General features: G+C 61.7%; 11 protein-coding genes and 2 pseudogenes. 8 read left to right on the plus strand and 5 right to left on the minus strand.

What is annotated here, in order from left to right; translation table 11 throughout:
- Positions 1-65 precede the first annotated feature (65 nt).
- Positions 66-458 (plus strand): VOC family protein, encoded by a 393-nt coding sequence (locus ACFQDL_RS25795; RefSeq protein WP_379911510.1) that lies wholly within the window; start codon positions 66-68, stop codon positions 456-458.
- 21 nt (positions 459-479) lie between these two features.
- Here ACFQDL_RS25795 and ACFQDL_RS25800 read toward each other — a convergent pair whose 3' ends face one another.
- A complete protein-coding gene (locus ACFQDL_RS25800; RefSeq protein WP_379911511.1) occupies positions 480-1,448 on the minus strand; it encodes an ABC transporter ATP-binding protein in 969 nt (322 codons plus the stop codon).
- Positions 1,449-1,737: 289 nt separating this feature from the next.
- Between ACFQDL_RS25800 and ACFQDL_RS25805 the strand changes: the two are divergent.
- Both ACFQDL_RS25805 and ACFQDL_RS25810 read left to right on the plus strand, forming a co-directional pair.
- Positions 1,738-2,024, plus strand: a pseudogene (locus ACFQDL_RS25805) (Glu/Leu/Phe/Val dehydrogenase dimerization domain-containing protein); the annotation flags it as partial.
- A 206-nt stretch (positions 2,025-2,230) separates the two neighbouring features.
- Complete coding sequence (locus ACFQDL_RS25810) at positions 2,231-2,896, plus strand: Glu/Leu/Phe/Val family dehydrogenase (RefSeq protein ID WP_379911512.1); 666 nt, start codon at positions 2,231-2,233, stop codon at positions 2,894-2,896.
- Here ACFQDL_RS25810 and ACFQDL_RS25815 read toward each other — a convergent pair.
- The 3 genes from ACFQDL_RS25815 to ACFQDL_RS25825 all read right to left on the minus strand — a co-directional run bounded on the left by ACFQDL_RS25815 (position 2,893) and on the right by ACFQDL_RS25825 (position 5,695).
- Positions 2,893-4,101 carry a hypothetical protein gene (locus ACFQDL_RS25815; protein ID WP_379911513.1) on the minus strand — a complete coding sequence of 403 codons (1,209 nt, stop codon included), beginning with the start codon at positions 4,099-4,101 and terminating at the stop codon, positions 2,893-2,895. The two genes, ACFQDL_RS25810 and ACFQDL_RS25815, sit on opposite strands and share 4 nt — an antisense overlap.
- 66 nt (positions 4,102-4,167) lie before the next feature.
- A complete protein-coding gene (gene hutC / locus ACFQDL_RS25820) occupies positions 4,168-4,881 on the minus strand; it encodes a histidine utilization repressor (protein WP_379911514.1) in 714 nt (237 codons plus the stop codon).
- 172 nt (positions 4,882-5,053) lie between these two features.
- Positions 5,054-5,695 carry a hypothetical protein gene (locus ACFQDL_RS25825; protein ID WP_379911515.1) on the minus strand — a complete coding sequence of 214 codons (642 nt, stop codon included), beginning with the start codon at positions 5,693-5,695 and terminating at the stop codon, positions 5,054-5,056.
- A gap of 3 nt (positions 5,696-5,698) precedes the next feature.
- Here ACFQDL_RS25825 and ACFQDL_RS25830 point away from each other — a divergent pair, with 3 nt between their 5' ends.
- Positions 5,699-6,757 carry a YjiH family protein gene (locus ACFQDL_RS25830; protein WP_379911516.1) on the plus strand — a complete coding sequence of 353 codons (1,059 nt, stop codon included), beginning with the start codon at positions 5,699-5,701 and terminating at the stop codon, positions 6,755-6,757.
- Between the two features lie 90 nt (positions 6,758-6,847).
- Here ACFQDL_RS25830 and ACFQDL_RS25835 read toward each other — a convergent pair.
- Positions 6,848-7,752 (minus strand): annotated as a pseudogene (locus ACFQDL_RS25835) (LysR family transcriptional regulator).
- A 105-nt stretch (positions 7,753-7,857) separates the two neighbouring features.
- Between ACFQDL_RS25835 and ACFQDL_RS25840 the strand changes: the two are divergent.
- The 4 genes from ACFQDL_RS25840 (at position 7,858) to ACFQDL_RS25855 (ending at position 11,806) form a co-directional block, all read left to right on the plus strand.
- On the plus strand, positions 7,858-9,000 hold the full coding sequence (locus ACFQDL_RS25840) for a CaiB/BaiF CoA transferase family protein (RefSeq protein WP_379911517.1): 1,143 nt from the start codon (positions 7,858-7,860) through the stop codon (positions 8,998-9,000).
- A 135-nt stretch (positions 9,001-9,135) separates the two neighbouring features.
- Positions 9,136-9,984, plus strand: coding sequence for an acyl-CoA dehydrogenase family protein (locus ACFQDL_RS25845; protein ID WP_379911518.1), 849 nt, complete (start codon positions 9,136-9,138; stop codon positions 9,982-9,984).
- Positions 9,867-10,274: an acyl-CoA dehydrogenase family protein gene (locus ACFQDL_RS25850; RefSeq protein WP_379913349.1), complete on the plus strand. Its 408-nt coding sequence runs from the start codon at positions 9,867-9,869 to the stop codon at positions 10,272-10,274. The genes ACFQDL_RS25845 and ACFQDL_RS25850 overlap by 118 nt, the downstream gene beginning before the upstream one ends.
- Positions 10,275-10,459: 185 nt before the next feature.
- Positions 10,460-11,806: a YjiH family protein gene (locus ACFQDL_RS25855; RefSeq protein WP_379911519.1), complete on the plus strand. Its 1,347-nt coding sequence runs from the start codon at positions 10,460-10,462 to the stop codon at positions 11,804-11,806.
- Positions 11,807-11,816 lie beyond the last annotated feature (10 nt).

The following is an 11,816-nucleotide window of genomic DNA, read 5'->3' on the forward strand; positions in this document are numbered from 1 at the left end:
GCATTGTAAGGGGTATCGAGGCGGTCAGGGAGGCCGCCTTTTTGCAGACGGGGAGTATCAACACTGTGGCCAGACAGGTTTACATCAATCTGCCGGTAAAACAGCTCGAACGTTCGATCGATTTTTTCACCCGTATCGGGTTCTCGTTGAATCCGCAGTTTTCCGACGACACCGCGGCCTGCATCATCATCGATCAGAATCTATTCGTGATGTTGCTGACCGAGGCGAAATTCGCCGGCTTTACACCCAATCCGGTGTGCGATGCACGCCAAAGTACCGAAGTGCTGGTCTGTCTTGGCTGTGACAGTCGAGCCGAGGTCGATGCCATGGTGCAGAAAGCGCTTGCCGCCGGGGGCAATACCTACAAGGAACCGGAGGATCATGGTTTCATGTACGGTCACGGCTTCCAGGACCCTGACGGTCATATCTGGGAGCTGATCCACATGGACGTCGGCTGAGCCAGGGGCCGGCGAACGTCGTCAGGGATCCAGCGGCTGGCTCGCCTTCTGAACCAGGCGATACTGCACCCGTATCAGCGCCAGCTGGCGGTAGAAGTTCAGCAGATCCCGGCTTGGCCCGGTTAGGCGTTCATAGCCGGATATGAAGGCGACCAGGGTTCCCACCTCCGCCTGGCCCTCGATCACCAGCCAGCCGCCGACGACCAGCACGCTCAGTGGCCCGAGATGGTTGGTCAGGTTATTGAGTTGCTTCACCGCGTGTTTGATCAGCGTGAAACGCAGTCGAAGCCGGTAAATGCGTTCGATCAGGCCGTCCGTTTCGGTTTCGTCTGTCCTGAGCAGGGCTTGTCCGAGGTCCCTGATCGCGCCGATCTTGCGCTCCGACAGCCGGTTCAGTAGAGGCTGGGTGAAGCCGACGAGCAGCAGTGACGGAATCAGAAAAGCCAGCGCGCCCAGGGCGATCAGGGGATCGACCAGGAGCATGTAGCCGGCCACGCTGATCAGGGTGCCAAGCTGCAATAACGGATTGGCAATGCTGTCGGCGACAAATCCGCCGATCTTTTCGGCTTCCGATGCCGCGATGGACTGGCGGGTGCCATCCACTGAAGCGGTATCAAGCGCTTCGGGATGGGCGACCCGGTGACGCAGTTGCCGGGTCACGCCTTCGGCGACGCGATCCATATAGGCATTGCGCAGAAACTTGAGTCCCGCCCGCAGCAGCGTCAGCAGCAGGTAAAGGGCGCCAAGCTGCACCAGCAGCTCGGGATCGCGCCCGACGATGGCATCGTCGATCAGCCGCCGCTGAAGCTCCAGTGGCGCCACGGTCAGCGGAAAGACACCGAGCGTCAACAGGCTGAGTCCCAACTGATGCCGGTGGCTGATTCGCCAGATGTAGCGGTAGAGGGACCGGGGCATCTGCGGCAATGGATGCCTGTGCACCGCCGGCAACAGGCGCCAGACCGAGTCGCTAAAGGGTTGTTTCCGGGCCACGGCAGGCACTGCTCCCTGTATCAGAATGCTCTGAAGAGCTTAGCAACCGAACGCTATCCCGGCGCCCTGATCAGCCGGCTCGGAAGCTATACTGGTGGTCAGATTCGTCCAGAGCGATGGGCCTTCAACTTACTGATAGCGGAGGGACGTTGAGGTGGCACATGCGGATGTTTTTCAGGACGCACTCGAACGTATCAGGGAATTGAGCGACGATGCGGAGATCGACGCCGACGTGCTCGAATCGCTGCTGCATCCGGCAATCATGCTGGAAACCACACTGCCGGTGCGCATGGATGACGGGGCCACCCGGTATTTCCAGGGTTTTCGCTGCCAGTACAACGACGTCCTCGGGCCGACCAAGGGCGGTATCCGATTCCATCCCGGCGTCCATCGCGAGGAGGTTCAGGCACTGGCGCTCTGGATGACCATCAAGTGCGCGCTGCTCGGTCTGCCATTCGGCGGTGCCAAGGGGGCGTGGTGGTGAATCCCAAGAAGCTGTCGCCGATGGAGCTGGAACGGCTGTCCCGTGCCTACATGCGCTCGGTGGTCGACTTCGTGGGCCCCGATACCGATATTCCGGCGCCTGATGCCTACACCAATGCGATGGTGATGGGCTGGATGGTGGACGAATTCGAGACGATCCGGCGGATGCGGGCACCGGCGGCCATTACCGGCAAGCCGATTGCGCTCGGTGGCAGCCAGGGACGGGAAGAAGCGACCGGACGGGGGCCTGGCTCTGCATCCGCGCGCTGGCCGAGCGGCAGCAGTGGCGGCCGGAGCGGATGCGCGTGGCCATCCAGGGGTTCGGCAACGGCGGTTACCACGCGGGCCGGCTGCTGCAACAGGACGGCTACCGTATCGTTGCGGTCAGCGATTCCAAGGGCGCCATCTATTCCGACGAGGGTTTCGACATCGAGCGCCTGTGGCAGGTCAAACAGCAGAGCCGAAAGGTCAGTGCGGTGTACTGCGAAGGATCTGTGTGCGAGACGAAAGATCACGAGGAGATCAGCAATGCCGAACTGCTGGCGCTCGACGTGGACCTGCTGATACCCGCTGCCCTCGAAGGCGTGATCGACTGCGGCAACGTCGAACGTATCCGTGCCGGCACCATCGTCGAGATCGCCAACGGGCCTGTGCGTTCAGATGCCGAAGCGGCGCTTGCAAAGCGGAATATCCGGGTGGTGCCCGACGTGCTGGCCAACGCCGGTGGCGTGACCGTCAGCTATTTCGAGTGGGTGCAGAACCGCTCGGGCTACCCCTGGTCCCTGGAACGGGTACGGGAGGAACTCAAGCGTTATATGACCCTTGCCTTCGACGAAACGTTCCGTATCGCAGAGGAGCAGGGCCGCACACTGCGCAATGCCGCCTACCTGCTGGCACTGCAGCGCATCGCAGACGCGATGCGGGCCCATGGCACCCAGGAATATTTCCAGAACGGCAAGGATTAGTCGATCGCAAAGGTTGCCAGCCAACCGCCCGGCGATTGCAGGTCGAGCCGACCGGGCTCCCGCGAGGCGCGGCCGGACAGCAGGTAGCGCCGGTCACGCCAGCTCCAGACCCGCAGGTCGCACCAGAGGCGGTGACCCTCGTCGTCCTCCAGGACCTCTTTGTCGACCCGCTGCTGGGCCACGTAAAGCTCGCCCCTGGCCAGTAAACGGCGCAGCCGGCTGCGCCCGACCTGCCGGCTGTCGAGTACGCCGAGGCCGGCATGACGCTGGGCCGGCTTGAACACCAGCTCATGCTTGCGTGCCGCCAGCACCTCGACGTTAGCCTCGGTCAGGCACCAGGTTGCGGGGACATGGGCGTCGAACAGGGCTCTTTCATCGCCGAGTATGCCGAGTTCGTTATCCCGCTCCGGGCGCGATAGCCAGGCAAACAGTCGTTTGTCGCTACGGGTCGCATAGCTGAACGGATTCGGGGCAACATAGACCCGTCCCGCTTTGCGGGCCTGTTTCAGCGCATCGAAAGCCGAAGATTGCCAGAGAAAATCGGTCGAACGGTTGACCACGAAGTCGACCGCAGTGCCGTTGGCCTTTAGGGCGCTTCCTGTCCAGACCAGCGCTTGCGGGGTGGCGATCACCGTTCTCCATCCATCTTTCGCGACCAGTTCGGCCAGCCGGCGATGCTCGTCGCGGAACTTGCCGGTCTTGAGCGAATCGGCGTCATCGAGAATCAGCAGGCCGTTACCGGGCGGCCGGGTAAGGAGGGCCCTGGCTTCCTCGTGGATCATCGCCAGTATTCGCTGGCCAAGATGGCGCTCTGTTTCGGGCGCCTGGATGCCGGGCGCGTCTGCCAGCATCAGTCGATGGCGCAGACGGTTGATCCGGGATGCGAACAGGAAACCGGAGCCGTTGTCGTTGAATTCGATCAACTGCCAGTCATGGGGTCTGCCCGGCGGCAGGTGAAAATCCCAGGCGCTGAAGAAGCAGTATTCGTCCCCGGGCGTGGGGGACGCGTCCGGCGACAGGGCCAGGGCCTCGCGTACCCAGGCGGGACGGGACGTGACGCGGTCGAAGAGGGTGATGAAACGGTCGATTTCATCCAGCACGGCAGCCGGAATGAACTGCTGTGCCGACGCGACCGAAATTTCCTGTGGCAGACCGTCGGCACCGCTGTAGAGCGCCTGTTCGAAACTTTTGGCCGAGACCGACATAGCGCCGGTTCCTCCGGATCATGACGACAGTCTCAGTGTAGCAAGGTGCTGATCCTGAACCGCGGCTCAGCCATGCCCGACGGTGGTAATCGAACGCAGTTTGTAGCGGGTGCCCGGATGGGTCAGGCAGGCGAAGCTGATAAGCCGGCCATCGGACCAGGTGCGCCGGTTGACCTGGATGCAGGGGGTATTGGCGTCGATATCGAGCAGATCCTGGACCTTTTCACTCGGCAGCACCGCTTCGACGATATGCTCGATGCTGGAGATCGGGCACATCTTTGACAGGTATTCGTTGGGCGTGTGCTCGGAAAAGTCCTGTTCGAGGTAGCCGGGCACCAGGGAGGCGATGACATAGCGGTTCTCGAGCTGGATGGGCAGGCCGTTCTCAAGATGCACGATCACCGAGCGGTACACCCGGGTCCCGACCGGTACCCCCATCTGCATCGCGACCGTCTCGCTCGCGGCGGTTTCCCGCAGCTTGACCAGCCGGCTGCCGTATTCGTGGCCACGCTGGCGCACCTCGTCGGCGATGTTCTTGATGTCGGCCAGCGGCGATTCCGCCTTGGCATCCGAAACGAAGGTACCCAGACCCGGGTAGCGAACCAGCATATTGTCCTGTACCAGATCCCGGATCGCTTTGTTGACCGTCATCCGGCTCACGTCGAACTGCTCGGCCAGCTGGGTTTCGGTCGGGATCTTGTTGCCCGGGCGGTAGGTCTGCTGCTTGATCCCGTCGAGGATGAAGCTCTTGATCTGCTGATAACGCGGCTTGTTGTTCACCCGGCCCCCGGATAATGCTGAAATTGACGATTGTATATACTTTTGTTTCCTATCACAACGCCCCATCTTGTTCAATATTGACCCGGCAGTATTTTATCGGGATTGCCAGGCTTGGCCGGGGCCTGCATGTCCATGCCCGGTCTCACTGAGCGTACGGTATTGTATTGCCGGTTCAATAGAAGCCATTTTGTTCAGCTGCAGCGCTGCCGATTTGCATAAAACAGTTTACATTCCAAAGTCGAATGTATATACATATACATACAAAAGGAAATCGGGCTCCTCGAGGTCCGGGCAGGATGCGTGTCGCGACGAACGGCAGCATGGCGCTGACGGTCGGCAAAGCGGCTTGGCTGCAGTGATTGAGGCTGCGGTTCGCAGGACGGGCAGGCGGGCCACCGGCCCAGCCGTCCCCCGACTGCTGGCATATTCCGATAAACCTGCGGGAGTCGAAAACGGTGAAGCGGCTGCAAGGACACGGTGCTTGTGGAGGGCTCGGGTCTGCGAGCGGTGCGATCGCCGTCGGGCTTCCTAGAATAAAGAAGATAGGCATTTCCATGAACAAGAATGGAACAGCGAGCTTGGTTTCCTTCAATCCGCTATCGATCGCCAAACTGATTCTGTTCAGTGCGGTCGGTATATTTTTCTTCTTCGTGCCGGTAGAAGTGGGGGCAAGTCCACCATCCCGCTTGACCATATCGTCTCTTGGATTCGCAGCAACCAGGCTGATAGCGCCGCGATCTATGCGCTGCTGGTGATCATCGCCGGCGGGCTCTATCCGTTCATCAAGGGTTCGTGGCGCAAGGATGCGACCCATATCGTGTTCTCTTTCTTGAAACTTGCGGGTGTCGCCGTCTCGATGATGGCCTTCTTCGAGTTCGGGCCGGCGCTGCTGTTCGAAAAGGACATGTTGCCGTTCCTGTTCAACAAGCTGGTGATCCCGGTCGGCCTGATCGTGCCGATCGGCGCCATCTTCCTGGCGTTCCTGATCAGCTACGGGCTGCTCGAGCTGATCGGGGTGCTGTTTCAGCCCATCATGCGGCCGCTGTTCAAGACCCCGGGCAAGTCGGCCATCGATGCGGTGGCGTCTTTCGTCGGCAGCTACTCGATCGGCCTGCTGATCACCAACCGGGTCTACAAGTCCGGACAGTACTCGGCGAAGGAAGCGGCCATCATCGCGACGGGCTTCTCCACGGTCTCGGCCACCTTCATGGTGATCGTCGCCAAGACCCTGGGGCTGATGGATATCTGGAACCTGTTTTTCTGGTCGACACTGGCGATCACCTTTATCGTCACGGCCATTACCGTGCGAATCTTTCCGCTGTCGCGGATGGATGATCAGGCCGTAGCGCCGGAGCACGAGGTGCTCGAGCATCACCGCCTCAAGCAGGCTGTACTGGAAGGGCTCGAGGCGAACGAAAAGGCATTGCCGTTGCTGGTCAATATCCGTCGCAACTTCGTCGAGGGCCTGCTGATGGCCATGAGCATCCTGCCGTCGATCATGTCGGTCGGGCTGATCGGTCTGCTGGTCGCCAAGTACACGCCGCTGTTCGACTGGATGGGTTACCTGTTCTATCCGTTCACGGCCCTGGCGCAGCTGCCCGACCCGCTGCTGGTGGCCAAGGCTTCGGCGACCGGTCTTGCGGAGATGTTCCTGCCGGCGCTGCTGATGGCCGAAGGGGCGATCGCCGCCAAGTTCGTCACCGGCTGCGTGGCGATCTCGTCGATCCTGTTCTTCTCGGCCTCGATTCCCTGCATCCTGTCGACCGAGATTCCGCTGACCATCCGCCAGATGCTGATCATCTGGTACCAGCGCGTCGCGCTGACCATTCTGCTTTCGGCCCCGGTGGCCTTCTATGCTGAAAGCCTGATCGGTTGACGGCTTTTCATCCGCACCCGAAAGCCCGGAACGGTTGACGCCGTTTCCGGGCTTTTTTCGTGGTGCGCGCCCACTATTGCCATTCCTTGCCTACTGCGCCTGCTCATCCTGCGCAAACATCGCCCTGATCTCGTCCATCACCGCCTGGGCAATCGGGGTCGGTGAGAAGTGGTGGGATTGCGCCATCACCAGTTTTTGGGTCGGCAGCTCGTCGGCGATGGGCCGGCAGACCAGGGTCAGGCCGTCGTAGGTCAGTTCCGACGCCGGGCGGGTGACCAGCAGCGAAACCCCCAGTCCGTGGGCCACCATGCCGCGTACCATTTCCAGCGAGGTCGTGCGGTAGGCGATGACCGGCTCCAGGTTGTAGTGCCAGAACGGCGACATCAGGAATTCCCGGCTCATGGGCAGGTCGATCTGGATAAAGTCCTCCTGAGCAAGATCCCTGAGGGAAACCCGTTCGTGCCGCGCCAGGGGTGGTCCCGCGGCAGCGCGGCATAGAACTGGTACTCCTTCAGCAGATGCACAAGGGGGCGTTCGCTCATGCCCAGATCGTAGGTCAATGCCAGTTCGACCTGTCCGGTATCCAGCATGCGGCTGATCGAGGCGAGATCGCCTTCGCGCAGTTGGACTTCGACCTTGGGCAGGTTGTCGCGCAGGCGGCGGATCAGGCGGGGCACGTACGAGGGGCCGAGCGTGGCGAAATAGCCGATGGTGATCTGTCCGCGCAGTTGCGAGCCGGCATCCGGCGGCTCGCCGAACATCTCGGCCCGGGAGAGCAGGGACCGGGCCTCCTCGAGCTTGCCGCGTCCGAACGGCGTGATCGCCAGCCCTCTGGGAGGGTTGCGGATAAAGAGTTCCGCGCCAAGCGCATCCTCCAGGGTGCGGACAGTCAGTGAGACCGCGGGCTGCGACAGGTGCAGGGCGCGGGAGGCGCCGGACGTGCCGCCGCATTCGGCCACCGCGACAAACACCTTGAGTTGATGAAGGGTAATCACTATCAGATTTATATATATTGAATATTGGTAACTAGTATTTTACGCAATAGTAGGGGGCTGGCAAACTCGATTTCAAGATCACCGAACGAACAAGCGAGTCCGCCCATGGAACAGAACAAGAATCGCCAGCCCCTCGATGGCATCAAGGTCGTCGACCTGACACGGGTCCTGTCCGGCCCTTTCTGCACGGCATTGCTGTCGGACCTTGGCGCCGAGATCATCAAGATCGAACCGCCCACCGGTGACGAATACCGTCATGTCGGTCCCTTCAGGGCAGGGGAGAGTGCACTCTTCACCCTGATCAACCGCAACAAGAAAGGGGCGGTCGCCGACCTCAAGAACCCCGGGCACCTGAACCGGGTGCTGGAGCTGGCCCGCGAGGCCGATGTGTTCGTCGAAAACTTCAAGCCCGGTGTCGCCGACCGTCTCGGTGTCGGCTACGAGGCGGTCCGCGCGATCAATCCCGATATCGTCTATGCCAGCATTTCCGGCTTCGGCCAGAGCGGCGAGAACAGCCAGTTGCCGGCATACGACCTGGTGGTGCAGGCGATGTCCGGGATGATGGCGATTACCGGTGAAGCCGATGGCGAGCCGACCAAGGTGGGAGAGTCCATCGCTGACCTCGTGGCCGGTCTTTATGGCTCCTGGGCCATTCTCGCGGCACTGTTCGACCGTCAGCGCACAGGCCTGGGGGTGCATCTGGACGTGGCCATGCTGGATTGCCTGTTTTCGCTGATGCCGACACCTGTCGCGCAGTGGATGTTCAGTGGCGAGGCGCCCGGGCGTGTCGGCAACCGGCATCCGCTGTCGACGCCTTTCGGCTCCTTCAGTGCGCGGGATGGCCGGGTCATTATCGCGGTATTGAACAACCGGCAGTTCAGTGCCCTCTGCGTTGCCATGGGGCGGCCGGAGATCGCCGAAGATCCCCGTTTTCGCTCCGACGAGGAACGAACCCGCCACGAACCGGCGCTGCGCGATCTGATCGAGTCCTGGCTGTCCGGACAGACGGTGGAATCGGCCATCGATACCCTGTCCGGGGCCGGGATTCCGGCGTCGCCGGTGCTGGAAATGCGCGATGTGCTGGCCCGCGCCAGCCGTGGTGAGCGCCAGTTGTTGCAGACCCAGCAACACCCCCGTCTCGGACCTGTTCCGGCGATGATGCAGCCCGTGCGTGCCAGCGCCTGGGCAAGGCCGGAACCGAACACGGCACCGGAGCTCGGCGAACACGACGACGAGTTGTTCGGCTAAGCCCCCCAGGGACCTCCGACTCACACTATCAGCAACGAAACACCCGCCTCCCGGCCGGTGGTGCGGATGCGTGCGGGCGAAACAAGCCGCGCGCAGCCGTATTGCAGGCGAATCGGGACTCTCAGGAGAAAAACGATGAATATCACCATCACCGAAGACGATCGCATGCTGTCAGACGCGTTGAATCGCTTTTGCCAGGAAGTGATTGCGCCAAAAGCTGCTGAAATCGATGAAGGCAGTCTGTCGTCTACCTGTCACCGTCAGGCGTTGTCCGATATCGGCATCATGGGCATGAATCTGCCGGAAGCCTGTGGCGGTACCGGTGTCTCCGCGGTGGCCCTCTATCTGGCCGTGGAAAACCTGGCCGGCGCCTGCGGCTCGACGGCATCGATGGTCACCGCCCATTTTCTTGCCACCGACTCGATTCTGCTCGGTGGCACCGAAGCGCAGAAACAGGCCTGGCTGCCGGATGCTGCCACCGGGTCCAAGCTCGGCGCTTTCGCGCTCACCGAACCGGCGGCCGGCTCGAATCCGGCGGCGATGCGCACCTTTGCCGAGAAGACGGCAACCGGTTACCGCCTGCGGGGCGTCAAGCACTTCATCTCCAATGCCGCCGAAGCGGACTTCCTGGTCGTCTATGCGAAGACCGACAAGAGCGCAGGTCATCGCGGCATCAGTGCCTTTATCGTCGACCGCCACTCGGCGGGGATCGAGGTCGCGTCGCCGGAGCGGACCATGGGGCTGAAGGGGGACATGTATTCGAAGTCGCGCTGGACTGCGAAGTGCCGGCGGAAAACCTGCTCGGCGGCGTCGAGGGCAACGGCTTTCGTACCGCCATGCAGGTGCTCGACAACGGTCGTGTCGAAATCGCCGCCAGTTGCACCGGCATCGCCCGCGCCGCCTATGAGGCTGCGCTGTTCTGGGCCAATACCCGCGAGGTCAACGACCATCCGATCGGCGAGTTCCAGGGACTGCAGTGGATGATCGCCGACATGGCCACCGATCTGGAAGCCGCGCGCCTGTTCGGTCTGAAAGCCGCCACCCGGCGCGAAGCCGGGGAGCGCTTCTCCCTCGAATCCGCGATGGCGAAGCTCTATGCCTCGGAGGCGGCCGGCCGCATTACCGACAAGGCGCTGCAGCTTCACGGCGGCTACGGCTACACCCGTGAAATGCCGCTCGAGCGCTATGTTCGCGACGTGCGCATCATGCGCATCTACGAGGGCTCTTCCGAAGTTCAGCGCAACATCATCGCCCGCACGGTGCTGAAGGGCTGAGGCTGTTGGCGGCCCCTCGAACTCGCCCGGGGGCCGCCAGCGAACGCATAACCGTAAAGGGGAGGATGATCCGGGGGATCGAGGCCTGTAACCTGGGGCGAACCCATCGCGCCAGCTATCAGTCCGGCGGCGCCTTCGCGGCTCGCGGGGCGACCGAGAATAATCATAATACTGGAGACAAAGCGATGAATAACGCTGAAGTGATGCGCAAAAGCAGCAGTGGCGGTGCCTTGAAGGCGCTTGTCGGCAGCCTGATCGGCCTGTCGATCTTCTTTATTCCCATTGCCGGCAACGAGGAGCAATCGAAGGTGCCGCTGGTCAGCATCATCGGTGCAATCAAGGACCTGCTGGGCGGGAGCCTCGAGTACCTCACGCTGGGCATTACGCTGCTGCTGAGCCTGACCTGGATCGGATCCCGGGTGACGGCGAACAGGGCGCTGAAAGACTATCACCGCAAGGACAACGGCATCGTCGGGTTCCTGTTCCTGCTTGGGGCGGTGTTCGCGGCGCTGCTGGTGTTCAAGGTCGGGCCCGACTGGTTCCTGCACAAGGACGTCGGCGGGCTTGCGCTCTACCTCGGCGGCAGCGTGTTCCTGACCGTGACCGTGGCCGGTTTCTTCGTGCTCTTCCTCACCGAGTTCGGGTTTCTCGAGTTTGTCGGCACCCTGATGGAGCCGCTGATGCGCCCGCTGTACCGGCTGCCGGGGCGTTCCGCGGTCGATGCGGTGGCGTCGTTTGTCGCGGCCCCTGCCGTCGGCATCTTCATCACCAACAAGCTGTACAAAAGCGGCCACTATACCCAGCGCGAAGCCGCAAGCATTGCCACCAACTTCAGCATCTGCAGCCTGGGCTTCTTCGCATTGCTGGCGTCGATCGGCGGTATCATGGAATACCTGCCGCACATGATCATCTCCTCTTTCATCATCAACTTCGTGCTGGCGGCCATCGTCACCCGCATACCGCCACTGAACAACAAGCCGGATACCTTCTTCGACGGCTGTGCGGCGCAGGACAATGACGACGACCGGCCGCAGACCGGCAATATCCTGGTGCGTGCCTGCAGTGCCGCGGCCGAGCGCGCCTCCCAGACCAGGTCTGACGTGTTTCAGAAGTATCTCTGGGAGGCGACCACCTTTGCCCAGAAGATCGTTGCCTACATTCTGTCGATCGCAACCCTCTCGCTGATAATCGGTACCTATACGCCGGTATTCGATTACCTGGGCGTCGTGATCGAGCCACTGATCAACCTGTTCAACCTGCCCGATGCCGACAAGATCGCGCCGACGGTGCTGATCTCGATCGCCGAAATCGCCTTGCCGGCGATCATGATTTCCGGTGGTGACGTCGCGCCGATGAGCATCTTCTTCGTCTGCACCCTGTCGACCATCCAGATCATCTTCTTCACCGAAAGCGCAAATGCGATGCTGGAGTCCGATATCCCGCTGTCGGTGAAGGACCTGGTCGTCATCTTCCTGATCCGAACCTTGCTGGCGATCCCGCTGGTGGCCGGGGCGGCCCATCTGATCTTCTGATTATTTGCCA

The sequence above is a fragment of the Marinobacterium aestuariivivens genome (assembly GCF_042661465.1).
Classification (GTDB): Bacteria; Pseudomonadota; Gammaproteobacteria; order Pseudomonadales; family Balneatricaceae; genus Marinobacterium_A; species Marinobacterium_A aestuariivivens.

What these genes read in the sequence shown, in the direction of transcription:
- ACFQDL_RS25810 (WP_379911512.1), top strand. Translation starts at nt 2,231, where the DNA reads ATGCGCGTGGCCATCCAGGGGTTCGGCAACGGCGGTTACCACGCGGGC.
- ACFQDL_RS25815 (WP_379911513.1), bottom strand. Translation starts at nt 4,101, where the DNA reads ATGTCGGTCTCGGCCAAAAGTTTCGAACAGGCGCTCTACAGCGGTGCC.
- ACFQDL_RS25845 (WP_379911518.1), top strand. Translation starts at nt 9,136, where the DNA reads ATGAATATCACCATCACCGAAGACGATCGCATGCTGTCAGACGCGTTG.
- ACFQDL_RS25840 (WP_379911517.1), top strand. Translation starts at nt 7,858, where the DNA reads ATGGAACAGAACAAGAATCGCCAGCCCCTCGATGGCATCAAGGTCGTC.
- ACFQDL_RS25855 (WP_379911519.1), top strand. Translation starts at nt 10,460, where the DNA reads ATGAATAACGCTGAAGTGATGCGCAAAAGCAGCAGTGGCGGTGCCTTG.
- ACFQDL_RS25825 (WP_379911515.1), bottom strand. Translation starts at nt 5,695, where the DNA reads ATGGGTCGCATCCTTGCGCCACGAACCCTTGATGAACGGATAGAGCCC.